Consider the following 25596-nt stretch of genomic DNA (forward strand, 5'->3'; position numbering starts at 1 on the left):
TTGTCAATTGGATTCTATTTCAGAAACCGTCACAAATTCATATCCTTCTTTTTCTAATGAGCTTAAAATTCTCTCTACTGCTGTTACAGTTGTTTCGTGAATATCGTGCATAAGAATCACGGAGCCATCTCTCACGTTGTCTTCAACGATTTTAACGATTTGATTAGGATCACGAGATTTCCAATCCAATGTGTCAATTGTCCAGAACGTCGGAGGGAGCCCAAGAACTTCTCTGACATGGTCATCAACCGCTCCATATGGCGGACGGAAAACAGTCGGTTCTTCTCCTGTCGCGTTTCGTATCACTTCATTCGTCACTGCAACTTCCTCACTGATTTCTTCTTGCCCGAGTGTCGTTAAGTCTTTGTGTGTCCACGTATGATTGCCCAGCTCATGACCTTTTTCCGCAACGACTTTCGCAATATCTGGATAGAAATCAACCCTGTTTCCTAACATGAAGAACGTAGCTTTCGCATCATGTTTATCCAATAACTCAAGAATCTCCAATGTGTTCGTCGGATGTGGACCGTCATCGAATGTTAACGCGACTTTCTTTTTATTCGAATTTGCATCTTCTTTTGATTCTTTACCCGGATCATCCTTTTTACTTGGCTTCGGTGTTTCCGATTCATCTTCTTTGCTTGGCTCCGGCTTTTCCGTATGATCAAAATCAATTTTTTCTTTCCATTCGTCCGTAAATATATCTTCCATTTTATGAAAAGGAATTGAGATTTCAGGAGACCCGGCAGCACCTGCAGTCACCTCATATTTATCAAACTTAAAGACAACAGACTGATCTTTAAAGAACATATTTGTAAATTGATTATCTTCATTTTCTGTCCATTCCTTTAAAAAATCTTCAAATAAATAGGAATCCTCTTGTTGTTGAAATCTTTCGAGTAGTAAGCGGTAGATTTTATTTCTATTTTCTTTGTTATCGATTAGAATTTCTTCTTGCTCAATAAATCTCTCTTGCTCGACATCGACCAACTGAACTTTTGAACTTTGATCTTAGACAGGTGGCTCATCATTTTCTCGCTAACGTTATTTTTTATGCAGTGTTATTAAACCTTCGATAAAACTCTTGGTTTAACAGCTATGCGATCGGAGAAATCACAATCTGTACCAAAGATATCGCGTGGTGTACCTAAATCAATGATTTTACCATCTCTTAAAACGACAATTTGATCCGCCAACGCTTGTGCGTCGTCTTGGTCATGGGTAACAAAAATAGAGGTGACACCCGTTGCTTTTAAGATTCGACGAAGCTCTTCCCTAATCTTCAGCTGTAAGTCAGCATCCAAGTTACTGAATGGTTCATCGAAAAGCAGTAACTTCGGTTTTGGTGCGAGAGCCCTTGCTAAAGCAACTCGCTGTTGCTGTCCTCCACTTAGTTCATAAGGGTACCGCTTCTCATAACCTTTTAAGTTTACTAACTCAATCACTTCATTCAAGCGCTGTTTTTTCTCTTTGCGAGACCATTTATGCAAACCAAATGTAATATTGTCTTCTACTTTTAAGTGAGGGAACAATGCATAGTCTTGGAAAACCATCCCGATGCCTCTTTTTTCAGGTTGTACAAATGTCGATGGACCGGCCATTAATTGATCATCGACTGAGATACTCCCCTGTTCAGGCATTTCGAGTCCAGCAATTAAGCGTAACAATGAACTTTTTCCACTTCCGGATTCTCCCAAAATCGTTGTGATGTCACCTTTTTGAATCGTTAAGTTAAATGACTCAAGGCAATGAGCAGTTGAATTCGGATATTTAAAAGACAAGTCTTTTATGTTTACAAACATAGGATTACTCCCTTTCTAAAACATGATGGAATGCATAGATTGATATCGCACTGATACATACAATTAAAATCGATGGCAAAGCCGCTTCGTGAATCATTTCATTCGTCGCATAATTAAAAGCGTTCGTCGCAAGTGTTTCAAAATTAAATGGCCGCAAAATCAATGTTAACGGTAATTCCTTAAGAATATCAATAAAAGCTAAAATAAACCCGCCAAAAATAGCGCCTCTAATTAGCTTGACATCAACCTTAAAAAAGGATTTTGTCACGTTATTCCCGAGTATTCGTGATGCATCCGTAAACTGAGTTCCGATACGCTCAAAACCGGATTCAACTGAATTGTAAGCCACTGCTAAATACCGCACGATATAGGCGAAGATTAACATGACGATACTAGTACTCAATATATACGAAGAAGTAAATCCCCATTCATAAATTCGTTTATCTAAGCCGATGAAAAGAGAAACAATTCCTACAGCAATAACTGCTCCTGGAATCGAATACCCTAATATCGTGACTCTAGGGAATACTTTGGCAAACAAACCTCGATTGAGTCTTGAAACATTACTGATAACAACAGCCATAATCGTAATAATCGCCGCTGCTACGAAGGCAACACCTATAGTATTACCGATTACTTGTAAAAATTCTACTGAAAAACTTTGATCATACGTTAAAATCGCCCAAGAGATCAATTGAATAAAAGGAATGATAAACGCAATGCCGAAAATAAACATACAATACGCAAAGGCAAGCCACTTGCGTCTGCCTTGCAATTTCACAGGTTGCAGTAATCTAACTTTCGTCGTTGTAAAACTAAACCGCTTACGACCACGTAGTAATCTTTCCAAAATGAGCAAGCCTAAAATAAGAAGCATCAATGTACCCGATAACTTAATAGCGGAATCAAGATCACCTAAACCAAACCACGTTTGAAATATAGCCGTTGTAAACGTCTGTATACCGTAATATTTAACAACACCATAATCATTGAGTACTTCTAGGATTACCAAGCTTACACCGGCTACTATAGATGCTCTCGCAATAGGTAAAACCGTACGGAAATAAATTCGCCATGAACTTGTACCAAGTATTCGAGCATTCTCAATTAATGCTGTCGACTGTCTGGCGAGAAAAGCTTTCGTTATCGTGAATACATATGGAAACAAAAAAATCACAAAGATAAAAATTGTACCTGGCATGTTCATAATATTAAAATATTGCTGATCCACTGTAATATCCCACTGATTTCGTAGTGTCGTCTGAATCACGCCTGTATAATTAAGAATTCCATGATACGTATAAGCCCCAATATACGGCGGGATTGCCAAGGGTAATATTAGTCCCCATTGAAAGAATCCTCGCAGTGGAAAGTCGTAAGCGGAAATGATCCAAGCTAAGCTTGAACCGATAATTGCTGTGAACAATCCAACAAATAATACAAGTATGACTGAATTAACGATATACGTATTCAGCATATATTCTTTTATGTGAATCCAGTTTTCATTTGTTTCTGCAGCAAACTGTAGGATGATAGATAAACTTGGTAGCAATATAAGAGCGATAAATAAGATGCTTAATAATGTCCAAGTGTTCCAATTGCTTTTTATATTTCTAAACCAATTCAACACATTCACGCCTTTCAACAACCACATCACCCATCATACAATTTACTGCACTATTTTGTAAGGAAAAATAGTTAAATCAGGCTGCTTTTTATAAACAACCTGACCAACTGTCTTATTTCCAATTTACTTCATTGAATATTTTCACTGCTTCAGCATTATTTTCGCCGAGTTTAGATAAGTTGATATCCTGTTCTTTGAAGTCGCCCCACTCTTTTAATGTGTCTGCTGGTTCTACTTCAGGATTCACTGGATACTCATAGTTTGCGCTAGCAAATTGCTCCTGCACCTCTTTAGAGGAAAGGAATTCAACTAGTCTAACAGCATTTTCTTTGTTTTTAGCATGTTTCGTCACACCGATACCACTAACGTTCACGTGCGTTCCAGTCGTATCTTGGTTCGGGAAGAATACGCCTAATTGTTCAGCTACTTTCACTTCTTCTTGATCCTCTGAATTTAACATTCCACCAAGATAGTAAGTGTTCATAACAGCAATATCGCCTTCACCTGCTGCTACACCTTTAGCTTGGTCTCGGTCGCCACCTTGTGGTTCACGAGCCATGTTATTGACAATGCCTTCAGCCCATTTCTTAGCATCTTCACGGCTGTCCAACTCGATAAATGAAGCAACAAGAGACTGGTTATAAATATTCTCAGAAGAACGGATAAGGATACGATCTTCCCATTTTGAATCTGTTAAATCTTCATAAGTAGATAGTTCACTTGGATCAACACGGTCTTTATGGTAAACAATCACGCGTGCACGTTTAGTTAGTCCGAACCATTCGTTGTCCTCGTCAGTGAGTTTTTCAGGAATATTTTCACTTAGAACATCACTTTCTACACTCTGTAGTAAGTCTTGCTCTTTCGCACGATGTAAACGACCAGCATCTGCTGTGTAGAATAAGTCAGCTGTTTGCTCACCTTCACGTTTCATACGTTCGATTAGCTCATCAGCACTACCTTCAATGACGTTCACTTTAATACCCGTTTCATCTTGAAACTGTTTATAAAGTTCATCATCAATATCATAATGGCGACTCGTATAAAGGTTTATTTCTTTTTCCTTCTCTGACTCATCTCCCCCGTCAGCGGATTCGCCACCACAAGCAGCTAATGTAATCATAGATAATAACAGAAAGCTAAAAAGCATTACTTTTTTGTACATGGTATATAGTTCCCTCCCGGAATGTTATTGATAATGATTCTCAATCTCAAACATTATTATCTTATTTTCAAATGAATAAGTCAATGAATTATGAATAACTTTTTTTATAAAAAAACAGGAACCTCACCTTGATATACACTCTGAATTTTTCGATTAAAAACACTTTATCTAAGCAGAGCAAAATAATTGAACAAGCTTACATATTTTTTTTAATGAAAAGTGTAAAGACATCGAAGAAATCTTGCACACTATTATTCAGGGAGGATTACCTTATGAGTCGTTTAGCAAATAAAGTAGCAATCATTACTGGTGCAGCACAAGGTATGGGTGCCGCTCACGCAAAATTATTCATTGAGCAAGGAGCAAAAGTCGTACTAACAGATTTAAATGAAGAAAAGGGCGAGGCATTAGCAACTGAACTGGGCGAAAACGCTCTCTTCGTAAAACAAAATGTCACGTCTGAAGAAGATTGGGCGACTGTCATTGAAAAAACAGAAGAAACATTTGGCCCAGTTAACGTGCTAGTGAATAACGCTGGAATTACAATGGCAAAAAGCTTGTTCGACCTAACACTTGAAGAATACAAGCGTACTGTTGAAATTAACCAAGTATCTGTATTCCTAGGAATGAAAGCAACTGCACCATCTATGAAAAAAGCAGGTGGCGGTTCTATTGTTAACATTTCTTCAATGAATGGCTTAGTTGGAGGAGCAATCGGTTACACAGATACGAAGTTCGTTGTTCGCGGTATGACGAAAGCAGCTGCTCTTAACTTGTCACCAATGGGCATTCGCGTAAACTCTGTACATCCAGGTGTCATCGCTACACCAATGGTTGTTCAAGAAGATACAAAAGCTGCAGTGGAAGAGTTTTCAATAAGCATTCCATTGAAGCGTGTCGCACAGCCTGAAGAAGTATCCAACATGGTTCTATTCTTAGCCTCTGATGAATCTAGCTATTCAACAGGTTCAGAATTTGTAATCGATGGCGGATTAACTGCACAGTAAACGTAATTCTGAGCTTTGAACAATCTTTAAAACAAGCACTGGCTACTTCCGGTGCTTGTTTTTATGTTAAATTTTATATAGATAGGTTACTTAACGTTGATACTGGGTGGGTGAACACTGAAGGTTTGTAAATTAATGCTGAAAAAACGCGAATTAACACTGAAGACCTACAGATTAACACTGAAGAAACCTAAATGAATACTGAAGGTCTACGAATTAACACGGAATAATGCCGCATAAAACAGTAGCCTATCCCAATCTTCTTTGTTTAATGGATAAAACTAACTGATCTTACCGGTTGAATTTTTTTAAAAACGATATATAATTAAAATGAATGACAGTCAGTCATAATAAAAAAGGACGTGAGTCGTATCGATAAAAAGGAACGAATCATTCAATCAGCAATTGAAGTTTTCTCTGAAAAAGGGATTGAGAAAACAACAATCTCAGAAATTGTGAAGAAAGCGGGTATTGCTCAAGGGACTTTTTATTTGTACTTTTCTTCTAAGTTAGCAGTTATGCCTGCGATTGCTGAAGTGATGGTCAACAAAATACTAGAAGGTCTCCATAAAAAAGTAAGTAGTGGACCAATTCAACAGCAGATCAATGAAATGATTCATGTCATTTTCGATTTAACAGAAACATATAAAGAGCTTACGAAACTACTATACACTGGATTAACGCAAACGCAGTATGTAGGTAATTGGGAAGTTATTTATGCCCCTTTATATGATTGGATAGAAGAGCTATTACGAAACGGAATCAAATACCAGGTAATTGATCCGGAACTAAATGTGAAATATACTGCTAAAATCATCGTCGGAACGATTGAATCAGCGGCAGAGCAAGCATACCTCTATGATCAGCAAGATGCTAATGCTGTCAAAGAACACCAAAAAGAATTATATCACTTTCTAATCAAGGCTTTAGGCGCTAACACGTAGCGTCCTTTTATTTTATCTTAAAATGAATGACAGTCAGTCATTAAAATTATAAGGAAGGAAATTTCTATGAAAAGAGCTTGGTTTTATGTCAGCTTAACAAGTTTACTAGAATTGTTTTGGATTTTCGGGTTTAACGTGGCTGATGCTTGGTGGCATTGGGCAATTATTATTCCTATCATTGTCGTAGACTTTATTATTCTCTCAAAAGCATGTGAGTTATTACCGACAGGAACGGTATATGCTGTTTTCGCAGCTGCCGGCGCAGTTGGAACTTCTCTAATGGATGTCTTTATTTTTGGAGAATCGTTCAGTGTGGAAAAGGGCTTATTCATCAGTATTCTTGTCATTGGTGTTATTGCTTTAAACCTAGCAGATCAAAAACCTGAGCCGAAATTAGAACTTGAAAAAGGAGATGCTTAATATGGGGTGGGTTTATGTATCTTTTGCAGCCATACTCGAATTAGTTGGGGTTATCGGTTTAAATAAATTCAGTGAACGAAAAACTTTCTTTCATACACTGCTCTTTTTTGGTGGTTTCGGCGGCGCATTTCTATTTCTCTATACATCCTTTAATTACCTTCAGGTCAGTGTAGCTTACGCCGTTTGGATTGGGATAGGAACCGCGGCTGCAGTAATTGTAAACATGATTTTCTTTAATGAATCAAAGAGCTTAGGACGTATTATCAGTTTAATTATTATTATCATAGGCGTAACGGGATTAAAAGCAGTTTCATAATAAAACACGATTCAAAAAAACGACTCGACCTCTATAGAGAGATCAAGTCGTTTTATTTAATTGCTCTTTATTTTGCTGGCTCCAGATCTTCTATCGAATCGATATCCATATATTCTGGAACGACTAAACCGATTTTAGCCCCGGTCAGGTTTTCACCTAAGTCATCAAAGTTGCCTTCATGCTTGTCATAGAAAGCTTTGGTTGTAATAGGCATCCAAACCGCTAATGTTGCATCAGCATCACCGTTTGCAACAGATTCATAAACAATCGCTAAATCGACTGGTGTTACAGTAACATCATAGCCATATTCTTCTAGTACTTCCGCTACAACATAAGTCGCTGATAGTTCAGAATCCCATTGTGTTGATGTTAATTCTATGGATTTACCTTCTGCTTTTTCAACACCTTCAGTCCACTCTGCTACTTTATCTGGGTTATCTTCTACCCAACGTTTGGCGACGTCTTTTAATTCATCACCCGTTTGGTGGGTTTCATACATTATTCCTTCCATATCTTCTATGTCCCATTGAAATTGATCAATCAATTTATATGCATTCGGCATATCTTCTTTTAATCCTTTACGTGCAAGCGTTTTAATCACTTCTTCGTCACCATAAACATTATCAGGGTCTTCTAAATACTTCATGTTAGGATACTTCGCAAAAATCCAATGTGGGTTCCAGCCTGTGATAATGATTGGTTCTTCCTTCTCTATAGCATCATCAAGTGCTGCTGTCATAGCGGTGGTCGATGATTGCTCGAGCGTCCAACCTTTTAAACTTTCATATTCATCAATTGCTTTTTCAGTTGTAACAGTAATACCTGCTCCCGGCTCTATACCAATAATTGTATGGTTTACTTCTTCACTATAATTGATCTCCTGATCTTCCTCTTTTTCTGTAGACGAATTTTCAGATTGGCAACCTGCAACAAACAATGTCAAAGCGATAAGAATCAACACTGAAAGATTAAATGTGTTGAATGATTTTGTCCTAAACAATTTTGCTTCCAACTCCCTTTTCTTGTTGTTACTAGCATGTTTCTAGCGTGAGTAAACTGAATAGCAATGATTGAATATGGTTCTAGCTCGTGTATTTTTTACATACACCTCTATTAATAGTTTAGCACAGTTTTGAATCCCAGTTTTCCCCTATACATCTCAAAAGAATAAAACCATAAGAAAAACAACGCTTAGGCAATCGATACCCAAGCGTTGTTTTAGATTAATTAACTCCAGCTAAATCTCTTTTATGTTGTTGTTTAGATCGATCAGAGACTAAACCTTCCTTACCAGAAATAACACCTGCGATTAGAATGATGATTGAAATTACGATTAAAAATGCGATCGGCATCGTCCAGCTACCACTTATGTCATACAATGTACCGACAAAGACAGGGCCGACTGCAGCTAGCAAGTATCCAAATGATTGCGCCATTCCTGATAATTCGGCCGCTTCTTTCCCGTCTCTTGTTCTTAACGTAAAGAACATCATGGAAAGACTGAAGCAACTTCCTCCAGCAACCCCGAGTAGAATGGCTGATATCGGTACAAACACCATACTACCGAGCAGCAATCCAGAAAATCCGATGATAAACATGACAGCAGCTCCAATTGCCAAACCGACCTGATTCTTCATTTTTTCTGCAACCATTGGCATGACAAGTGTTGTCGGGATAATGGCTGCTTGTAACAGAAAGACCATCCAACCGGCTGTGCTTGCGTTATAACCAATTGAATTCAACACATCTGGCATCCACGTGATTAATGTGTAAAAGGCCAAAGACTGTCCGCCCATAAAAACCGTAACAGCCCAAGCTAACGGAGAACGCCATAAATTCGTTTTTTGCTCCGTTTGTACATTCACTTTCGGTGATGAATCACCTTTTTTGCGTAGCTGCGGAATCCATATGAGCAAGGCAACGACAGCAAGCAATCCCCATACACCTAGCGCACCTTGCCATCCCATATTGCCAATCGAGGAAGCTGGTACACTCAACCCGGAACCTAAAGCACCGAAAATGTTCATAAATACAGCATATATACCTGTCATGAGCCCAATTTTAAAAGGAAAACTCATCTTAATAATTGCTGGTATTAAGACGTTCCCAACGGCAATCGCCAAGCCAATAAATAAAGTTCCTATAAATAAGAAACCAATGCCTGTAATTGAACGAATCGCAATCCCGGCGATTAGCAACATCATCGACAAACCAATTGTCCATTCCATACCAATTTTTCTTGCAATCCTCGGTGTAAATGGTGAAAACACCGCAAACGCGAGCAATGGTAACGTTGTAATTAACCCTGCGACAGAGTTACTAATTCCGAGATCGTCACGGATAAATGTAATCAATGCCCCGACTGAAGTAATAGGTACCCTTAAGTTTGAACCGATTAAAATAACACCAATTAATAATAGCCAACTGGCCTTTGTAGTATTGTTGTCTGTTTGTATTCCTGTTTGCTTACTCAAAACTACTCCTCCGTCATCTTCGATATGTAATCTTTTAATACTTCCATATCATTCTCAACATACATTGCAGCAGACGCTTGATCCTGTTTCTGAATCGCATCCAATACATTCAGGTGAAGTCCTTGTTCCAACTGAAAAGAAGGCTGCATAGCCAAGAAATCATGGACAAATGAATATAATAAATCCGTCATATGCTCATACAAATCAATCAGTAACTGATTGCCAGAAGCTTGAACGATCGCTTTATGAAATTCAATATCAGATGTAATAAATTGATCTATGTCTTTTTTTTCAGAAGCAACTTTAGTTTCGGAAACAATTGCTTCAAGCTTCGTCAAGTCTTCTTCTGTTCGATGTTCGGCAGCCATTTTAGCAGCTTGTTTTTCCAGCGCAAATCGCACTTCAAGCGTTTCCAGCATCGTAGATTTTTTTACATGACGCTTTAAAGCAGCTCCTAAAACACTCGTTGATCTAACGAGCGTGCCACTCCCCTGCCTTGTTTCCAATAAACCAGCGTGAACTAATGCCCGAATGGCTTCCCTTAATGTATTACGACTTACGCCGAACTTTTCCATTAGTTCCATTTCAGGCGGAAGTTTTTCTCCTACCTTCCACTGTCTCTGTTCAATTAACTGCTCCATTTGTTCAGCAACCTGTTCTACCAACGACAAACGATTTATTTTCTGAATCATTTTGTTCCTCCATAAAAGTTGTAGGATGATTGGTACATAGGACATTTTACGTGAGGGTAGCGGTTTTGTAAACTGATGTAGGTTAATTGTTATTCAGTTATCTGATGGATTGCTAATGTTTGAAGTGCCTCGTTTTTTTCCAAATAAAAAACAACCTGCTGTATACCAACAGGTTGCTTTGTTACATCTTAACGATTATTTTTCATCATTATCGCTGAATTTATCTTTCATATCGCCATATTTCTTTTTGGCTTCGCCTTTTACTTGGTCTTTTTTACCTTCGATTTCTTTCGAAGTATCGTCTGTCATTTCACCATATTCCTCTTTCGCTTTACCTTTCGCCTTATCCAATGAACCTTTTACGTTCTCTTCAAAACCTTTATCTGACATATTAAATCCTCCTTGTTGTGCAATGTTCTGGTTGCAATTAAAATCAGTAAAAGCTTTAGAAAGCTTACAGTTTTTATTTAACCGTCAAGAAGGATTTGTAAACATTGATCTAGCTAAATCAGGGTTCAAAATATCGGTTTTACAGTGTATAGATTCATTACGTCGTCAAAAGCTATCCATAAATAAGTGAAGGAGGGTAACGATGAGCGGAAAACCTAAAGGGCCGAAACAGCAGAAAGAACCAAATTTACCGAAGAGTCCGAAACAGCCATATGGAGAACCTTTGAAAGGCTCGCATAAAGTGAAGCAGCAAAATCATTCAGGTCAAAAACAAAAAACAGATCATGATATGTAGTGTTTGGAAAATAAAGCGATTTGGATGTTTACAATGGGGAAGCATTTTTTAAGCTCCCCATTGCACTTCTATTCGAAGATAGAGCACGACTTTTACGCGCTACCTTTGATTAGAGCACTTCTATTCACAGGTAGAGCATGTTTTTTCACGCTATCTTTGATTAGACCTCTCCTAATCACAGGTAGGGCGTGATTTTTACACGCTATCTTTGATTAGAGCACCTCTATTCACAGATAGGGCATGATTTTTGAGCGCTACCTTTGATTAGACCACTCCTATTCACAGATAGGGCATGATTTTTGCACGCTATCTTTGATTAGACCTCTCCTAATCACGGGTAGAGCTCCATTTTCGCGCGCTACCCGTGATATAGAATACTCCACTACTATTGTGATTCTTTCGGTAAAAATAACTTCTCAATCTCTCAACCACTTTGCCGTCAGTGTATCTGCTGTGGTCATCTGTTCCGGAGTTCCTTCAAATATGATTTCTCCCCCATGTTTTCCTCCACCTGGTCCGAGTTCAATGACCCAGTCACTTGCGGCAATAAAGTCGACATTGTGCTCGATAATGATGACTGAGTTTTCACGTTCTACAAGTTTTTGAAACACGGCGAACAGTTTGTCGTTGTCTTGTGCATGTAATCCTAACGAGGGTTCATCTAGAATATAAATTTGTCCTTCCTTTTTAAGATGGCTCGCCAATTTTAATCGCTGGACTTCGCCACCACTTAATGAGCTCGTCGTCTGTCCTAACGTTAAATATTCTAGTCCGACTTCTCTTAGTGTATTGACGCGATGGATGATTTTTGGCCGATCGAAAAAGTCTTTTGCTTCTTCAATCGTTAGCTGCAATACGTCTACGATATTTTTCCCTTTATACGTATGTGAAAGAGCTTCATCCGAATACCTCGTTCCACCACACGCTTCACAAGTCACTGATACGGGATCGGCGAAAGCTACATCTGGCTTCGTAATCCCTTTACCATCACAGACCGGACAGGCACCTATCGAATTAAAACTAAATAATCCAGCAGGTTCCCCCGTTTCGCGCGCAAAGATTGCCCGAATATCATCCATAATTCCCATGTACGTTGCAAGTGTTGAGCGACTGGAGATACCAATCGGAGCTTGTCCAACCATGATTGTTTCTGGGTACTTTTCAGGAAAAGCTTCAAGCATCAACGAACTTTTTCCGGAACCAGACACGCCACAAACCGAAACGAGCACATTTTTCGGAATATCAACTGTGAGATCTTTCAAGTTGTTCATCGACGCGTGTTTGATTGTGAAAGTTTCTTCAAATGGGCGTGGTTCTGGATTGATCACGAGTGTTTTATGCAGCGTCGTTGCAGCTCTTGATTCTTCCAAGCCTTCTTTGTTTCCTTGAAAAATCACTTCCCCACCATTCACGCCAGCACTTGGCCCCATTTCAATGATTTCATCGGCAATTTTAATGACAGATAGATTATGTTCGATCACAATGACTGTGTTGTGTTCCTCTTTAATTCGTTTTAGCATTTGAATGAGCAAATCAACTTCTTCGGGATGCAGACCTGCAGTCGGTTCATCGAAAATAAACGTCATGTTGTTCAAACTACTCCCTAAATGACGCGCAATTTTCACACGTTGGGCTTCCCCACCCGATAGTGATTCCATTTTTCGCGATAAACTTAAATAACCCAATCCTAAATCTACGAGCTGTTTTACGGAAGGAATAGTTTGTAAAGCAATCGCATGCCCAATTGGATCATTGATTTTTTCAAGCTCTACTAATAGATCAGTCAGCTCGAGCGCATCATAATCAGCAATATTGAATCCATTAATTTTAGATTCAAGCACTTGTGGATTCAGTCCAGACCCTTGGCAAGTCGGACAAGATGTACGTGTCGTCATTGCCAGGACGTCATCAAGAGTTGTTTGGGCGAGTTTTGAAACATCCCGATTAATATAAAGACGAGTAAAGCGCGGCAATAGCCCGTCCCATTCATGAGGCTGCGGTCCATGCTTCGTATGAAACGGTGCAAAAACCCGCTCACCCTCAGGAGGTCCGTAGATAAATAACTGATAGTCTTCCTCCGAAAAATCTTTAATCGGTATATCAGGATTAAACACCCCCCCGGTAATCATCCACCTACCTTGCCAGCCAGATGGTGACAACGGTTTAAACTGTACCGCGTACTCCTTTAATGACTTATCTTCATCAACTAACTTGTTTACATCAGGTGCGACAATTTCACCAAAGCCATTGCAAGACGGGCACTGTCCAAATGAACTTTGGCTAGAAAAGTCCGTTGCCGTCTCAATCGGCGGGTCGCCAATGCGCGAAAACAGCAATCGGATCAACGGGTCGACATCCATATACGTACCAACCGTCGAGCGGGAGTTTCCACTCACTGGTCGCTGTTCAACAACAACGACGGGACTTAAATGTTTCAGTAAATCCGCTTCAGGACGCTCATACCGTGGCATTTGGTAACGAACATACATCGGATAATTCATCGTCATTTGCCTTCTACTTTCTGTTGCTAGCGTATCAAAGACGACTGAACTCTTTCCTGAACCGGAAATACCGGTGAACACCGTAATTTGTTCTTTTTGAATGTTGAGGTCGATATTTTTTAAGTTGTTTGCTTTCAGACCGCGTAAAATAATTTCATCTTTAGACATATGATCATCCTTTCTGACGGATCATCTATGTGATTTGCTTGAACGCATTTTAGCATACTTTTCATGGTGGTTTCACAATTGTATTTCCCTTTTCCACCTACATCATTCTACTTCAATCCAAATATTAGATATAAAATCTACATCATGATATCTTAATAAAAGTTACAAATTATGTATTACAACAATAGACTCAGAGAGGAATTTTTTGATGACAGACTTATTAAAAGGTAAAGCTGGATTAGTTACTGCAGCTGGATCAGGAATTGGCCGGGCAAGTGCGCTTGCTTTAGCGAATGCAGGGGCAAAAGTAATGGTCTCTGATATAAGTGAAGAAGGCGGTCAAGAAACGGTTAACCTCATTAAAGAAAATGGCGGAGAAGCACAATTTTTCAAATGTGATGTCAGTGATGAAGAGCAAGTGAAAACGTTAGTAGATGAAACAGTTTCTGCATTCGGCAAACTAGATTTTGCCCACAATAACGCAGGTATCAATGCTGGCCAAGTAAAAATTGGCGAAATGGACTCAAATGACTGGGATAAAACGATTAAAATCAACTTATATGGTGTCTTTTATTGTGTAAAACACCAAGTGAACGCAATGCTTCAATCCGGTGGAGGATCGATTGTTAACTCTGCTTCAGGTGCTGGATTAGAAGGTTCGCCGAATATGGCACCATACACCGCATCAAAACATGGTGTTGTTGGATTGACGAAATCTGTTGCATTAGAATATGGAAAGCAAAATATCCGTATCAACGCGATTGCACCAGGCGCAACGATTACGCCTGCAATTGAACGATGGGCAGAAAGTCAGCCTGAACAATACAATGGTGTATTAGAGTCATTACCAGCAGGTGAAATGTCTACACCCGAAGATCAAGGTAATGTTGTCATGTTCTTATGTTCTGATTTAGCTAGACAAATCAGTGGTGTGACAATCCCAGTCGATGGTGGTTATACAGCTGGAAAATTGCAACAGTAGGAAAACCGGAATTATACACAAATTGACTAGAAAGAAAAGGTGATTCTGATGAGACTAAAAGATAAAGTAGGAATTGTTACAGGAGGTGCGGGTGGCATTGGTCGTGGCATCGCCCTTGCAATGGCTAAAGAAGGCGCACATATTGCCATCGTAGATATCAATGAAGAAAACGGTCAAAAAGTACTTGAAGAAATCAATGGCCACACCGAAGGCATGCTTTTTATCAAAGACATTTCGAAAAGAGAAAATGTTGAAGATATCGTAGAAAAAGTTGTAGAAAAGTTTGGTAGACTGGATATCTTAGTCAATAATGCTCACGCATCTAAACAAGCACCATTTGCTGAGACAACAATGGATATGTTCGATTTATCCTTTAACACGGGATTTTATCCAACATTTAACTTTATGCAAGTGGCATATCCAGAACTTAAAAAGACAAAAGGTAAAGTCATTAACTTTGCTTCAGGTGCTGGAATTAATGGACAACCTACGCAAGCTTCCTACGCTGCAGCAAAAGAAGCAATTCGCGGAATTACTCGTGTAGCTGCGAACGAGTGGGGCGCAGATGACATTAACGTAAATCTAATTTCACCAATTGCGTTAACAGAAGGCGTGAAGCAATGGCGTGAAAACTTCCCAGAATTATACGATGAAACAATTAATAAAATCCCGATGAAACGTATGGGTGATCCAGAAAAAGATATTGGTCGCATCGCAGTATTCTTAGCAAGCGAAGATTCTGACTACATTACAGGTCAGACAATTATGTCAGACGGTGGATCAACAAAATTATAATAAAACGAATTCAGATAGACATAACTTCCATGTAGTTAGAGAAGTTATGTCTTTTTCGTATGAAATAGGATAAGGTCATCATAGTTGGTGATTATTACGCCATTAATGTAGACTGCTCATCTTCAACATTAAGCTTAAGAATGTAATGAAACTTCTTATTACTATGTCTAGCTGGGTTCAATTGATATACTTTAATCATCTCAATATGAGGTGATACGAATGTGGCAAGAAAATATAATAACCGACGAAAAACTGGTCCTTAAAGCCGCACAGGCTATATGGGCTATGAATAAATACTTGGTATTAGCTTGTAGTCAAAAGGATTATCAACAAATAAGAAAGTTATTACAGGCAGAGAATCGTGATCTCTCTGCTGTCTACAATATATTAGAAAACATAGAAACAACGTATGGTCACATACCAACAGAAGAGCTACCTCAACTTTCGAATGCGCTTTACCATATAGCGGGTTATTTCAAAAAACTAGTATCAAATGAAGAAAGACAAGAAATAAATTATTTAATTCAAACAAATGCTTCTCAAGCGCTAACGATACTTAAAGAAAATACTCGAAAATATCAAGTTCGTTATTTATTACATTCACGTTTTTGGACTCATGATCGTACGAAACCATTTAACCTTATTCCAATTGCAATGAATCATCATAACATTACTTATAAAGCAAACGAGTTAGTGTGGCATGGTGACTATTTATCAATTTATAATTGACGAGAAAAAGGTGATCTTATGCGTTTATGGCACGAAGAACTAATTCCAAATTTACCAAGGCCGCAGTTGTTAGGCCAACATCGTGAATGTTGTGCGTTACGCGGGTTAGGATGGGAAAAGAAACACGCCACAGTCGACTATGTTTTCACCCATTCCCCTTATAAATTGTATCAGTATCATTTGTTAGTCATCGAAGAGATGCAGCGTCGCGGTTATAAAAATGATCCGTTGTGGGAAGATCCAACTTATCGCGGAAAGGCTTGTCCTCCATATGATCTAGCCGATATGAAGGTCGAAAGATTAACTAAACCCATTTATCCAAAACATGACACCGCCTACTTAGAGGAATGTAAAAATAACTTGTTTGAGAAAGGTATCCGGTTATCATATGAATGAACAATCATAACTTCACGGAAATTCCTGATGAAAATGTTGAATATTTCTCCATATTTTAAGGCTCATAGCTTATAAGAACTATGCTAGTATCAAAATATGGAGTTGATAAACATGAATCAATCTGATTATTTATTACAAGAAGCTACTAACTTTATTCATAGCTGTTACACTGAACTTGGGATACCCGAAGAAGAACAAAACAAAAGAATTTCTGACATTGAAAGTGAAATACACCGTACAGGTACTTATGTCCATACGAGCGCAGAATTGACACATGGAGCAAAAATGGCTTGGCGCAATAATAATCGATGCATTGGCCGATTGCTCTGGGATACATTACACATTATTGATGCACGTCATATTTATACAGCAGAAGATGCATATGACAAGCTTATCGAACACATTAACTTTGCTACAAATGAAGGAAATATACGATCAACAATTACCATTTTCCCACCAAGATTCGGTGGAAAAGATCCAATGAGAATTTGGAATCATCAATTGCTACGTTATGCCGGATATGAATCCAATGGTGAAGTGATTGGTGATTCCACATCGATTGCTTTCACGAAAGAATGTGAACGGTTAGGGTGGTCAGGAGAACAAACAAATTACGATATTCTCCCATTAGTTATTCAAGAGCTAGGTCACACACCTAAACTATTTGAAATACCTAAGGAGATCGTGAAAGAAGTTGAAATTATCCATCCTCAATTTGAGGAATTTAAGTCGTTAAATTTAAAATGGTATGCGGTGCCAATCATTTCTGATATGAAATTAGAAATAGGTGGTATTGATTATCCGATGGCACCATTTAACGGTTGGTATATGGGTACTGAGATAGGCGCAAGAAACTTAGCCGATGAAGACCGATATAACGCCCTACCTAAAATTGCGGAAATAATGGAACTCAACACAAATTCAGATCGTTCCCTTTGGATTGATAAAGCTTTAGTAGAGTTAAACATCGCTGTGATCTATTCTTTTGAAAAAGCTGGAGTCACGCTTGTTGACCATCATACAGCAGCAAAGCAATTTAAAGCTTTTGAGAAAAAAGAAATGAAGCATAATCGCCCAGTTACAGGGAATCGGGCATGGCTCCTTCCACCACTATCGTCAGCAACAACACATATTTACCATAAACCATATAAGAATGACATCGTTTCGCCGAATTACTTTTATCAAGAAAAAGCATACGAGCCTGCTACGTAAATTAATAGTACATGAAATAAAAGAAGTGTTTCGCGACAATATGCGAAACACTTCTTTTTTTATATTATCACTTTGCTATTATTTTGCATAAGATACTTCAAGTAATTGCATAATTTCTAGGTGGTGAGATTAAATTGTACCGACAAACATATAGTACACGTACACCTTTTAGTAATGTAGTGTTGCTCGATATGAAGCAAGGTGATTGTCATTCAAGATGGCCGTTCAAAACATGTTTCTACGATTCATCTAAAAGTAAATGCGGGGTATAATCCACAGCTCTTTCTTGGGAAATTTTCTAAAGACCATGTATTGGATATATTGGTAAGTATTGATTCAGGGGGGAGCGGTGGATACGGGATTTATTATATTTACTCCTTCAAAAAGAATACGCCATGACTGCTGTTTGACTTCGAAAGATACAATCATCGTTATACGTTTGAAGTCAATTATGAAGATTTTTATAAAGTAAATGTGAAAAGAAAATCGTCAGATCACATATTCACTCTTGATATTTCTCATAAAGGTCATCAAGATCTATCAAAACTTTACGATAAAAACGGCTTATTAAAACAACCTGTTCAAGGTGAAGTACTTGCTGTTAGCTCTTTATATCCGATCGTTACGCATCTCTCTGACAACAATTACGATTTACTGATTATGCAGCGAATTATTGGTACATCTAATGCAGATACATGGGGATATGTCGAAAACCTTTTAACATGGAATGGCACACATTTTGTATCCGCCTTACAACAATAATCCTTGAATCAAAGTAAATTGCTCTCTTCTATTAGAGTTACGGAGGTATTTTATGATAAATTTTCATTCATTTAATGGAACAATTACGATGATCAGTGATTTTCCAATAGGTCAAGATGATGAGGAAGCAGGCTGCTATAAGTTGATGTCTGTCGAAAATAACTCAGATGAGTTAGTGAATTTCGTTGTAACACCTTCAACTTACTTTGTTGATCACGTAGCGGTGAAAGTGGGAGATCGTGTAACCGGATATTATGACGGTGATGCACCCACCACTCTTATATACCCGCCACAATATGAGGCACTTGTCATGGTTAAAGAGAACCAAAATCAACATGTAAAAGTTGATTATTTTAATCACCAGTTAGTGAGTAGTGACGGGCAATTAGCACTGAATATCTCTCCATATACTCAAATCGTGCTAACAAATGGTCAGACATTTACACAACCACCGACAAATCGAGATTTAATTGTCGTTTATGGACCTGCAACCTTTAGCATTCCTGCACAAACTACCCCTTACAAAATCATTGTGTTATGTATTAAGAAATAACTCGCCTAGCAGACGAGTTATTTTTTATTAATTAATTAGAATATGATTCGCTCAAACTTGTTGGTTAATAAGCAATTCCTACACGCTTTCGGATAAAGGTATCTTCTGTAAGCTGTTTATATGCAAAGGCTGCTGTATCCTGAACCGAAATTTTCTTGCCGTCTACAGGCAGCATCTCTGCTTCCACACGATAGTCTCCTACTTCTTCTCCTTCAGGCAAATACGTCGGACAAACAACCGTCCAATCAAGGTCTGATTCTTTCAAAAGCTCATATGCTGCAGCATGATCCTCGGCTGCAGTAGTTGTTTTCCGCTTCGACTCACTGGATTGAAACCGATAAATGCTAGGGTTTACTCTACTATTTAAAATCCCCGCCGTTCCAATCGCAATATATCGTTTTACATGATAGTCGTTCATGAGCTGAATAATCGTTGGCGTGTAGCGAGAGAGCACGTTGTTTTTATCTGTGTTTAATGCACTGACAACCGCTTCCATAGAGATTGTAGTCATAGCTCTCTTCAATGCTTCTTCATCAAGTACATCGCCTTGTACAATATATAAATTTGAATGCTCTAACGTTATTTTCTCAGGTGATCGAACAAGTGCCACCACTTCATGCCCATCTTGCAACATCTTTTCGAGCAAAACAGTTCCTACCCGTCCTGTTGCGCCTAATAGTAATATCTTCATTGGCTTCCCTCCTCTTTATTTTAAAAAACGTAGAGATTTGTAGTTTAACGGATTCTTTAGAAACTTGCGAACAAAATAATGTAAAAAAGAAAGAGACTTCCGTTAAGAGTCCCTTTCCTCATCATCTAAAGGTATATAATCAAATATTTCACCGGATTTCGTCAGCTTTGTGAGCTTTTCCAACCAACGATAATAAACTCTAGCATCTTCCAGTTGCTGATAATCCAATTCAGCCTTTTCTCTTAATACTTCATCTGTCTCAGGATCCTCAATGACTTCCTTCAGTTGTTCCTGAGCTTTTTTCAAGCTAACCAAGTACATATTCACTTCACGTTCCCACTTCATACCATAGAAATGGGAAAAATAATTGAAAAAATTCTTTTCAGCAATAAATGAATCCTTTCTCGAACCCTTCTGCCATACCTTTTTAACGATATTAATATCTTGTAACTTGCGGACGGAAGTGCTCATGCTCGGTTTACTCATCCCAAGCGCATCTTTCATTTCATCAAGCGTAATCGGCTCGTGTTTAAAATACATCGTTGCGTACAGACGTCCCACTGAAGGTGTAACACCATACAAGTCCATCGTTTCAGAGATGGTATTAATCATCATCCGTTCAACTTGTTCAATCTTTTCTTGAGCATCTTCATTTTGTGAATGATTCCGTTTTTCTTCCATGGGGGCACCTCTTTTTTGTATATTGCACTTGAGTCATTCATGCGAGTAAAGAAGCCGTTATATCACATGCTGCGAATCGTAGTATGTTTGTTTAGTTTGTTAAGTACAAATTGAATGTTTCTTTCATTTTATAATTAGTATGGCAAAGAAGCAAGCTAAAATCAGCACTTTACAAAAGAGACGATCCTCTTATTGAGAACCGTCTCTTTACCTCTATTTATTTCATCCACTCATCAACGACATCTTGATTTTCTTCCACCCATTTTTCGGCGCCTTTAAGTGGATTGTCTTCGTTTTCTTTCGTTTGGATCATTAAATCACCCAACTGCTCATCATTCAGCTTAAAGTTCATCAACCATTTGCTGACATCTTCATGATCTGAGTCGAAACCATCACGAGTTGCCATATAAATTTTCTCTACTTCACCAAAGGTCTTTTTCGGATCGTCTAAGAATTTTAGATCTACTTCAGAGAAAATGTAATGTGGCTTCCATAGTGGCGCAACAATCGGTTCTTCATCTTCGACTGCGAGTCTAATTGATGAAATCATTGCCGCTGTACTGCTTGCTGATAAATTGTAATCAAGACCATATTCATCAATAACTTCCTGTGCAACAATCATCGTACCTGCTCCAGATTCAAAGCCAATGATTTCCCCATTGAACTTGTCTTTATTTGCATTCAAATCTTCAATACTATTGATATCTTCCATATATGTTGGAACAACCAACCCAACTCTACCATTATCATACCATGGTTCTTCAAAGAAATTGGCTTGATCTTTAAACTCTTCATAGTAACTCTTGTCTTGGACAGGCAACCAGATCTCAGGTGCGATATCTAATTCTCCTGCTCCTAACGCAGCCATTTGTGGCCCCATTTCAAGCAACTTCAAATCCACTGTATACCCTTCATCTTCTAATAGAGCTTTCCATAGATTTGTAACGGCAATATTTTCAGGCCAATTAATTTGTCCGATCGTAATTGTTCCTTTGTCTTCCTCTGACCCATTCGAGTCTTTATCTGATTCTGCATCCGAGCTCGTTGAACCACATGCCGCCAGTACTAAAAATATTGTCGCCATTAAAGTGAATAGACTTATACGTTTAACATTCATTAATTACAAACACCTTTCCCTTTTTGTTTTTTAATTACATCTAGATCGAATACTCTTTTATTATAAGCGTGTATTGATTTCAACAGATGATACGCTTCATCGCCTCCCTTTGTTAAATAAAATAAATTTATTAAATTTTTTCTTAACAAATTATTCATATCTTATAGGTTAAAGAAATATTTTCTTTTGTCAAATCAATATTCTGTTTTTTTCCTGCTTCCTTGTTGTTCTAGAAGTAACGAGACAAATTTTAAGTTTTTCAATAGGTTATTCAAAAACGTAGTCATTGCGGTACATGGCAAGCAAATGACCAATCTCCCTCAACTATGATTTGACAACGAAATTAAATCACTGTTAGGATTAGTTTATTAGAAACGTTAAATTTTTATTTAACAAACTTAACGTTATTCGTATAGGAGTGATGATGTGAAGTTACAAAAGATGTATATAAATGGAGAATGGCTGCATGCCAAATCCGAAAAGACTCGTGAAATTATTAATCCTTTTAACCAAGAAGTAATCGCTACAGCAGTAGAAGGAAATGCTGAAGATGCAAAAACAGCGATTCAAGCCGCACGCGTAGCATTTGATGAAGGCAGTTGGAGTACAATGCCTGCAAGTGAGCGTGGTGCAATCGTCAATAAAATTGGTTCATTGATCGAGCGAGACTTAGAAGAACTGGCAGAACTCGAAACATTAGATACGGGTAAAACCGTTCAAGAAAGTCGCGAAGATATGGCCGACATTGCGAATGTATTCTTTTATTTCGCAGGTCTCGCTGATAAAGATGGTGGCGAAGTCATTGCTTCTCCAATCCCGAATAGTGAAAGTAAAGTCGTTCGTGAACCTGTCGGTGTCTGTGGTCAGATTACACCATGGAACTACCCACTGCTTCAAGCCGCATGGAAACTCGCACCTGCTTTGGCTTCAGGCAACACGCTAGTCATGAAACCGAGTGAGATTACACCATTAACGACTGTAAAAGTTTTTGAACTCATGGAAGAAGCTGGTGTACCAAAAGGTGTTGCGAACTTAGTACTCGGAGCCGGAAAATCTGTAGGCGCTGAATTAGCTTCCAACCATGATGTCGACTTAATTTCATTCACCGGTGGCATCGAAACAGGAAAAACGATTATGCAAGCAGCGAGTGACAATATGAAAAAAATCGCATTCGAACTTGGCGGTAAAAACCCGAACATCGTTTTTGCCGATGCTGACTTTGAAACGGCTGTTGACCAAGCATTAAACGCCGTATTCTTCCACGCCGGACAAGTTTGTTCTGCAGGAGCTCGCCTGTTAATTGAAGAAAGCATCCATGATGAATTCGTGGAAGAGCTAGTTGAGCGAACGAAACGAATTAAATTAGGTAACGGTTTTGATGAGGATACACAGAGTGGTCCAATGATTTCAGCTGAACATCGTGCAAAGGTTGAAAGTTATGTAGAAATCGGTAAAAACGAAGGTGCCAAACTCGTTGTTGGTGGTAAACGACCAGATGACCCTGAATTGCAAAACGGATTCTTCTATTTACCGACGATTTTCACGAATTGCACGAGCGACATGCGCATTGTTCAAGAAGAAGTGTTCGGTCCAGTACTCACCGTCGAAACATTCCAGACAAAAGAAGAAGCTGTCCAACTAGCTAATGATACGATTTACGGATTGGCTGGTGCTGTTTGGACACAAGACTTGAGTAAAGCAGAATTTGTTGCTGCACGTTTACGCATGGGTACTGTCTGGATCAATGACTTCCACCCTTACTTTGCGCAAGCACCATGGGGCGGTTATAAACAATCTGGGATTGGCCGTGAACTTGGCCGTGAAGGTATGGAAGAATATACCGAGTTAAAACACATTTTCCGTAATAAACAACCTGAACCGATTAAATGGTTTAAGTAAGAAGTCGATGGCGTACTGATAGATTCTTAAAAAGGTAGCTGTACCATGATTGCTCATGGTGGCTTCCTTTTGCACACTTTGTTAAATTTTTATTTAATAAATAAAACAAACTTAATAAAATATCAATGAGGATAAGTTTTTAGATTCTATAAAACAATCTTCAAGGGGGTAAATGACATGACACAAACATATGATTACGTAATTGTCGGCGGTGGGAGTGCAGGTTCTGTACTCGGTAACCGTCTCAGTGCAGATAAAAATAACAGTGTTCTTATTTTAGAAGCAGGACGAAGTGATTACTTTTGGGATTTATTTATTCAAATGCCTGCCGCATTAATGTTCCCATCCGGCAATCGCTTTTATGACTGGATCTATTCAACAGACCCTGAGCCATATATGGACGGGCGCCGTGTCGCTCATGCTAGAGGTAAAGTGCTTGGTGGATCAAGTTCAATCAACGGTATGATCTATCAACGAGGAAACCCATTAGACTATGAGAAGTGGGCTTCTGAACCGGGAATGGAAAAATGGGATTTTGCTCATGTCCTTCCGTACTTCAAACGGTTAGAAAAAGCTTTTGGAGCCGATTCTTCCGATGAATACCGCGGACTTAATGGTCCAATCAAACTGAAGCGTGGTCCTGCAACCAATCCGTTATTCCAAGCATTCTTTGAAGCTGGCGTTCAAGCGGGTTATGCAAGAACACCTGACGTCAATGGATTTCGCCAAGAAGGCTTTGGTCCTTTTGACAGCCAAGTGCATAACGGTAGACGTGTATCTGCGTCACGTGCCTATTTACGCCCAGTGATGCATCGCAAAAACCTTACAATTGAGACACGTGCTTTTGTAACAAGCATCAATTTTAACGGTAAAAAAGCAGAAGGATTAACATACAAGAAGAATGGAAAAATTCATCACGTCAACGCAGGAGAAGTCATTCTTTCTGGTGGTGCATTCAATACGCCGCAGTTATTGCAGTTGGCTGGTGTAGGAGACGCAGAACATTTGCGCTCTGTTGGCGTTGAACCGATTCATCACTTGCCAGGGGTTGGAGAAAATCTAGAAGATCACTTAGAAGTATATATTCAGCACGCTACTCCTGAGCCCGTTTCCATGCAGCCGAGCTTAAACAAACTAAAAATGCCTTGGATTGGCTTGCAATGGTTACTTGGTCGTACCGGACCAGCAGCATCTAACCATTTCGAAGGTGGCGGGTTCGTCCGTTCGAATGATGAAGTTGACTATCCGAACTTAATGTTCCACTTCTTACCGTTAGCTGTCCGCTATGATGGTCAAAAAGCAGATACGAAACACGGTTTCCAAGTACACGTTGGACCAATGTATTCCAACTCAAGAGGAAGATTGAAGATTCGTTCCAACGATCCATTTGAATATCCAAGTATCGTCTGTAACTATTTATCTACCAAAGAAGATCGTCGCGAGTGGGTAGAAGCTATCCGTGTGGCGAGAGATATTTTATCTCAGCCAGCGATACAAAAATATAGCTCTGGTGAAATTTCACCTGGGCCTTCTGTCCAAACAGATGAAGAGATTATCGAGTGGGTTAAAAAAGACGGAGAAACAGCACTCCACCCATCATGTACAGCTAAAATGGGGCCTGCCTCTGATCCAATGGCTGTCGTGGATCCAGAAACGATGAAAGTGCATGGGTTAGAAAATATCCGCGTCGTGGACGCATCCGCCATGCCACGAACAACGAACGGAAATATCCACGCACCAGTATTGATGCTAGCTGAAAAAGCAGCAGATATTATCCTCGGTAATGAACCGTTGGAACCAGAGTATAAAGATTATTATCGTCACGGCGTTCATGCCCCAGATGCAGGAACGGTTAAGGCGTAAAAATAATCATGAGATAGGAAAGAGACCGCTCTTTTGGAGTAAGTAGTTCCGATAT

The 25596-nt window shown here is 38.9% G+C and carries 26 protein-coding genes; 14 read left to right on the top strand and 12 right to left on the bottom strand.

Annotation, left to right across the window (positions count from 1 at the left end):
- Nucleotides 1–3 precede the first annotated feature (3 nt).
- From FPQ13_RS05845 to FPQ13_RS05860, 4 genes are all read right to left on the bottom strand, one after another.
- Nucleotides 4–990, bottom strand: a complete 987-nt coding sequence (locus FPQ13_RS05845) for a polysaccharide deacetylase family protein (RefSeq protein WP_144088396.1) — start codon at nucleotides 988–990, stop codon at nucleotides 4–6.
- Between the two features lie 74 nt (nucleotides 991–1064).
- On the bottom strand, nucleotides 1065–1802 hold the full coding sequence (locus tag FPQ13_RS05850) for an ABC transporter ATP-binding protein (protein WP_144088397.1): 738 nt from the start codon (nucleotides 1800–1802) through the stop codon (nucleotides 1065–1067).
- Nucleotides 1803–1806: 4 nt separating this feature from the next.
- A complete protein-coding gene (locus tag FPQ13_RS05855; protein WP_246065386.1) occupies nucleotides 1807–3438 on the bottom strand; it encodes an ABC transporter permease in 1632 nt (543 codons plus the stop codon).
- Nucleotides 3439–3541: 103 nt separating this feature from the next.
- Entirely contained in the window at nucleotides 3542–4594 is a 1053-nt protein-coding gene (locus FPQ13_RS05860; RefSeq protein ID WP_144088398.1) for a Fe(3+) ABC transporter substrate-binding protein, read from the bottom strand.
- Between the two features lie 272 nt (nucleotides 4595–4866).
- Between FPQ13_RS05860 and FPQ13_RS05865 the strand changes: the two genes are divergently transcribed.
- The 4 genes from FPQ13_RS05865 to FPQ13_RS05880 all read left to right on the top strand — a co-directional run bounded on the left by FPQ13_RS05865 (nucleotide 4867) and on the right by FPQ13_RS05880 (nucleotide 7281).
- Nucleotides 4867–5601, top strand: a complete 735-nt coding sequence (locus FPQ13_RS05865; protein WP_144088399.1) for a glucose 1-dehydrogenase — start codon at nucleotides 4867–4869, stop codon at nucleotides 5599–5601.
- 362 nt (nucleotides 5602–5963) lie between these two features.
- Nucleotides 5964–6545, top strand: a complete 582-nt coding sequence (locus FPQ13_RS05870) for a TetR/AcrR family transcriptional regulator (RefSeq protein ID WP_246065381.1) — start codon at nucleotides 5964–5966, stop codon at nucleotides 6543–6545.
- Between the two features lie 66 nt (nucleotides 6546–6611).
- The gene (locus FPQ13_RS05875; RefSeq protein ID WP_144088400.1) at nucleotides 6612–6965 is read left to right on the top strand and encodes a DMT family transporter; all 354 of its coding nucleotides are present in this window, start codon (nucleotides 6612–6614) and stop codon (nucleotides 6963–6965) included.
- A gap of 1 nt (nucleotide 6966) precedes the next feature.
- Nucleotides 6967–7281, top strand: coding sequence for a DMT family transporter (locus FPQ13_RS05880; protein ID WP_144088401.1), 315 nt, complete (start codon nucleotides 6967–6969; stop codon nucleotides 7279–7281).
- Between the two features lie 67 nt (nucleotides 7282–7348).
- On the opposite strand, the gene FPQ13_RS05885 is transcribed toward FPQ13_RS05880, so the two are convergent.
- The 4 genes from FPQ13_RS05885 to FPQ13_RS05900 all read right to left on the bottom strand — a co-directional run bounded on the left by FPQ13_RS05885 (nucleotide 7349) and on the right by FPQ13_RS05900 (nucleotide 10837).
- The gene (locus tag FPQ13_RS05885; protein WP_144088402.1) at nucleotides 7349–8281 is read right to left on the bottom strand and encodes a glycine betaine ABC transporter substrate-binding protein; all 933 of its coding nucleotides are present in this window, start codon (nucleotides 8279–8281) and stop codon (nucleotides 7349–7351) included.
- Between the two features lie 223 nt (nucleotides 8282–8504).
- Nucleotides 8505–9755 (bottom strand): CynX/NimT family MFS transporter, encoded by a 1251-nt coding sequence (locus FPQ13_RS05890; protein WP_144088403.1) that lies wholly within the window; start codon nucleotides 9753–9755, stop codon nucleotides 8505–8507.
- 2 nt (nucleotides 9756–9757) lie between these two features.
- A complete protein-coding gene (locus FPQ13_RS05895; protein WP_144088404.1) occupies nucleotides 9758–10447 on the bottom strand; it encodes a FadR/GntR family transcriptional regulator in 690 nt (229 codons plus the stop codon).
- Nucleotides 10448–10642: 195 nt separating this feature from the next.
- Nucleotides 10643–10837: a CsbD family protein gene (locus tag FPQ13_RS05900; RefSeq protein WP_144088405.1), complete on the bottom strand. Its 195-nt coding sequence runs from the start codon at nucleotides 10835–10837 to the stop codon at nucleotides 10643–10645.
- Nucleotides 10838–11039: 202 nt separating this feature from the next.
- Here FPQ13_RS05900 and FPQ13_RS05905 point away from each other — a divergent pair, with 202 nt between their 5' ends.
- Nucleotides 11040–11192, top strand: coding sequence for a small acid-soluble spore protein P (locus FPQ13_RS05905; protein WP_144088406.1), 153 nt, complete (start codon nucleotides 11040–11042; stop codon nucleotides 11190–11192).
- A gap of 416 nt (nucleotides 11193–11608) precedes the next feature.
- Here FPQ13_RS05905 and FPQ13_RS05910 read toward each other — a convergent pair whose 3' ends face one another.
- On the bottom strand, nucleotides 11609–13861 hold the full coding sequence (locus FPQ13_RS05910) for an ATP-binding cassette domain-containing protein (RefSeq protein ID WP_144088407.1): 2253 nt from the start codon (nucleotides 13859–13861) through the stop codon (nucleotides 11609–11611).
- 208 nt (nucleotides 13862–14069) lie between these two features.
- Here FPQ13_RS05910 and FPQ13_RS05915 point away from each other — a divergent pair, with 208 nt between their 5' ends.
- The 7 genes from FPQ13_RS05915 to FPQ13_RS05945 all read left to right on the top strand — a co-directional run bounded on the left by FPQ13_RS05915 (nucleotide 14070) and on the right by FPQ13_RS05945 (nucleotide 19290).
- The gene (locus FPQ13_RS05915; RefSeq protein ID WP_144088408.1) at nucleotides 14070–14843 is read left to right on the top strand and encodes an SDR family NAD(P)-dependent oxidoreductase; all 774 of its coding nucleotides are present in this window, start codon (nucleotides 14070–14072) and stop codon (nucleotides 14841–14843) included.
- A gap of 48 nt (nucleotides 14844–14891) precedes the next feature.
- Nucleotides 14892–15638, top strand: a complete 747-nt coding sequence (locus FPQ13_RS05920; protein WP_144088409.1) for an SDR family NAD(P)-dependent oxidoreductase — start codon at nucleotides 14892–14894, stop codon at nucleotides 15636–15638.
- Between the two features lie 219 nt (nucleotides 15639–15857).
- Nucleotides 15858–16367 carry a DUF1722 domain-containing protein gene (locus FPQ13_RS05925; protein ID WP_144088410.1) on the top strand — a complete coding sequence of 170 codons (510 nt, stop codon included), beginning with the start codon at nucleotides 15858–15860 and terminating at the stop codon, nucleotides 16365–16367.
- An 18-nt stretch (nucleotides 16368–16385) separates the two neighbouring features.
- Nucleotides 16386–16763, top strand: coding sequence for a TIGR02328 family protein (locus FPQ13_RS05930; protein WP_144088411.1), 378 nt, complete (start codon nucleotides 16386–16388; stop codon nucleotides 16761–16763).
- 111 nt (nucleotides 16764–16874) lie between these two features.
- Nucleotides 16875–17975 (top strand): nitric oxide synthase oxygenase, encoded by a 1101-nt coding sequence (locus tag FPQ13_RS05935; RefSeq protein ID WP_212371296.1) that lies wholly within the window; start codon nucleotides 16875–16877, stop codon nucleotides 17973–17975.
- 474 nt (nucleotides 17976–18449) lie between these two features.
- Nucleotides 18450–18737, top strand: a complete 288-nt coding sequence (locus tag FPQ13_RS05940; protein WP_144088413.1) for a hypothetical protein — start codon at nucleotides 18450–18452, stop codon at nucleotides 18735–18737.
- 52 nt (nucleotides 18738–18789) lie between these two features.
- On the top strand, nucleotides 18790–19290 hold the full coding sequence (locus FPQ13_RS05945; protein WP_144088414.1) for a hypothetical protein: 501 nt from the start codon (nucleotides 18790–18792) through the stop codon (nucleotides 19288–19290).
- Nucleotides 19291–19354: 64 nt separating this feature from the next.
- On the opposite strand, the gene FPQ13_RS05950 is transcribed toward FPQ13_RS05945, so the two are convergent.
- The 3 genes from FPQ13_RS05950 to FPQ13_RS05960 all read right to left on the bottom strand — a co-directional run bounded on the left by FPQ13_RS05950 (nucleotide 19355) and on the right by FPQ13_RS05960 (nucleotide 21779).
- A complete protein-coding gene (locus tag FPQ13_RS05950) occupies nucleotides 19355–19981 on the bottom strand; it encodes an NAD(P)-dependent oxidoreductase (protein WP_144088415.1) in 627 nt (208 codons plus the stop codon).
- Between the two features lie 102 nt (nucleotides 19982–20083).
- Entirely contained in the window at nucleotides 20084–20662 is a 579-nt protein-coding gene (gene cudC / locus FPQ13_RS05955; protein WP_144088416.1) for a choline uptake/conversion transcriptional regulator CudC, read from the bottom strand.
- Nucleotides 20663–20879: 217 nt separating this feature from the next.
- Entirely contained in the window at nucleotides 20880–21779 is a 900-nt protein-coding gene (locus FPQ13_RS05960) for a glycine betaine ABC transporter substrate-binding protein (protein WP_144088417.1), read from the bottom strand.
- A gap of 441 nt (nucleotides 21780–22220) precedes the next feature.
- Here FPQ13_RS05960 and betB point away from each other — a divergent pair, with 441 nt between their 5' ends.
- Together betB and betA are read left to right on the top strand one after the other, a co-directional pair.
- Nucleotides 22221–23678: a betaine-aldehyde dehydrogenase gene (betB, locus tag FPQ13_RS05965; protein ID WP_144088446.1), complete on the top strand. Its 1458-nt coding sequence runs from the start codon at nucleotides 22221–22223 to the stop codon at nucleotides 23676–23678.
- 177 nt (nucleotides 23679–23855) lie between these two features.
- Nucleotides 23856–25541 (top strand): choline dehydrogenase, encoded by a 1686-nt coding sequence (gene betA, locus FPQ13_RS05970; RefSeq protein WP_144088418.1) that lies wholly within the window; start codon nucleotides 23856–23858, stop codon nucleotides 25539–25541.
- Nucleotides 25542–25596: the final 55 nt, after the last annotated feature.

It is taken from the genome of Allobacillus salarius (genome assembly GCF_007559425.1).
Lineage (GTDB): Bacteria > Bacillota > Bacilli > Bacillales > Alkalibacillaceae > Allobacillus > Allobacillus salarius.

Coding starts and splice junctions, on each gene's coding strand:
- FPQ13_RS05850 (WP_144088397.1), bottom strand. CDS start 1,802: ATGTTTGTAAACATAAAAGACTTGTCTTTTAAATATCCGAATTCAACT.
- FPQ13_RS05860 (WP_144088398.1), bottom strand. CDS start 4,594: ATGTACAAAAAAGTAATGCTTTTTAGCTTTCTGTTATTATCTATGATT.
- FPQ13_RS05865 (WP_144088399.1), top strand. CDS start 4,867: ATGAGTCGTTTAGCAAATAAAGTAGCAATCATTACTGGTGCAGCACAA.
- FPQ13_RS05875 (WP_144088400.1), top strand. CDS start 6,612: ATGAAAAGAGCTTGGTTTTATGTCAGCTTAACAAGTTTACTAGAATTG.
- FPQ13_RS05880 (WP_144088401.1), top strand. CDS start 6,967: ATGGGGTGGGTTTATGTATCTTTTGCAGCCATACTCGAATTAGTTGGG.
- FPQ13_RS05895 (WP_144088404.1), bottom strand. CDS start 10,447: ATGATTCAGAAAATAAATCGTTTGTCGTTGGTAGAACAGGTTGCTGAA.
- FPQ13_RS05900 (WP_144088405.1), bottom strand. CDS start 10,837: ATGTCAGATAAAGGTTTTGAAGAGAACGTAAAAGGTTCATTGGATAAG.
- FPQ13_RS05905 (WP_144088406.1), top strand. CDS start 11,040: ATGAGCGGAAAACCTAAAGGGCCGAAACAGCAGAAAGAACCAAATTTA.
- FPQ13_RS05910 (WP_144088407.1), bottom strand. CDS start 13,861: ATGTCTAAAGATGAAATTATTTTACGCGGTCTGAAAGCAAACAACTTA.
- FPQ13_RS05915 (WP_144088408.1), top strand. CDS start 14,070: ATGACAGACTTATTAAAAGGTAAAGCTGGATTAGTTACTGCAGCTGGA.
- FPQ13_RS05920 (WP_144088409.1), top strand. CDS start 14,892: ATGAGACTAAAAGATAAAGTAGGAATTGTTACAGGAGGTGCGGGTGGC.
- FPQ13_RS05925 (WP_144088410.1), top strand. CDS start 15,858: ATGTGGCAAGAAAATATAATAACCGACGAAAAACTGGTCCTTAAAGCC.
- FPQ13_RS05930 (WP_144088411.1), top strand. CDS start 16,386: ATGCGTTTATGGCACGAAGAACTAATTCCAAATTTACCAAGGCCGCAG.
- FPQ13_RS05935 (WP_212371296.1), top strand. CDS start 16,875: ATGAATCAATCTGATTATTTATTACAAGAAGCTACTAACTTTATTCAT.
- FPQ13_RS05945 (WP_144088414.1), top strand. CDS start 18,790: ATGATAAATTTTCATTCATTTAATGGAACAATTACGATGATCAGTGAT.
- FPQ13_RS05950 (WP_144088415.1), bottom strand. CDS start 19,981: ATGAAGATATTACTATTAGGCGCAACAGGACGGGTAGGAACTGTTTTG.
- cudC (WP_144088416.1), bottom strand. CDS start 20,662: ATGGAAGAAAAACGGAATCATTCACAAAATGAAGATGCTCAAGAAAAG.
- FPQ13_RS05960 (WP_144088417.1), bottom strand. CDS start 21,779: ATGAATGTTAAACGTATAAGTCTATTCACTTTAATGGCGACAATATTT.
- betB (WP_144088446.1), top strand. CDS start 22,221: ATGTATATAAATGGAGAATGGCTGCATGCCAAATCCGAAAAGACTCGT.
- betA (WP_144088418.1), top strand. CDS start 23,856: ATGACACAAACATATGATTACGTAATTGTCGGCGGTGGGAGTGCAGGT.